Source organism: Myceligenerans indicum (genome assembly GCF_016742955.1).
GTDB classification, from domain to species: domain Bacteria; phylum Actinomycetota; class Actinomycetes; order Actinomycetales; family Cellulomonadaceae; genus Myceligenerans; species Myceligenerans indicum.
This window is the reverse complement of record NZ_JABBYC010000140.1, coordinates 1-696: the sequence shown is the minus strand read 5'-3', so window position 1 is coordinate 696 and position 696 is coordinate 1. Positions and strand designations below refer to the sequence as shown.

Here is a 696-nt window from a genome sequence, read left to right as displayed (position 1 = left end):
AGATGTGTATAAGAGACAGCTGCCCGCCCCTCCGCCCAGCACCCAGCACCCAGCACCCAGCACCAGGAGGCTCGCAGCGACCACAACTCGCCCCGTTACGGTCGTCAGAAGCCTGCTGAGCTGCACGGCGGTGCCGCTGTCCCGGATTCGGCCAGCGTGGTCGCGATGCTGTTCGCCACTTCCGCCGGGGTGAGCACGGTGGTGTCGATGACTTCCGTGCGACGGGACAGCCACGCGTGCGCCCTCCGGAATTCCGCAGCACGCTCGCGGCGCCAGAGGCTGTTCGGCATCTTGGCATCCGTCACGATGCGCCGCTCGTGCTCCTCGGGAGTGCAGTCCAGCGTGAACGCATGAACGGAGATACCGGCGGCGTCCAGACCGGCGGAGATCTCGTCCCAGTACCGTTCGACGACGACGGTCTGCGGCGCGATGATCGTCCGCTCGGCGAAGCGGTGAAGCGACGCCAGCGAGGCGACGACGAGCTCGCGCCACGGCGGATAGTCCTGAAAGTCCCGGACGGGGAAGACGTCGCCGAGTGTGGGAGCGATCGCCCCGCCGACCTTCTCGGGATCGAACACCACCGAGCCTGGCAGGAGATCCCGAAGCAGAGGCGCGGTCGTCGACTTCCCGCCACCGAACGGTCCATTGATCCACAAGATCACCAACCAAACCTACAGCTGTCTCTTATACACATCT

Annotated in this window: 1 protein-coding gene; it reads right to left on the bottom strand. The window is 65.8% G+C overall.

Translation table 11 applies throughout. The annotated features are described in order from the left end of the window. Positions 1 to 104: 104 nt before the first annotated feature. Complete coding sequence (locus HGK34_RS22295) at positions 105 to 662, bottom strand: DEAD/DEAH box helicase family protein (protein ID WP_201851648.1); 558 nt, start codon at positions 660 to 662, stop codon at positions 105 to 107. Positions 663 to 696: the final 34 nt, after the last annotated feature.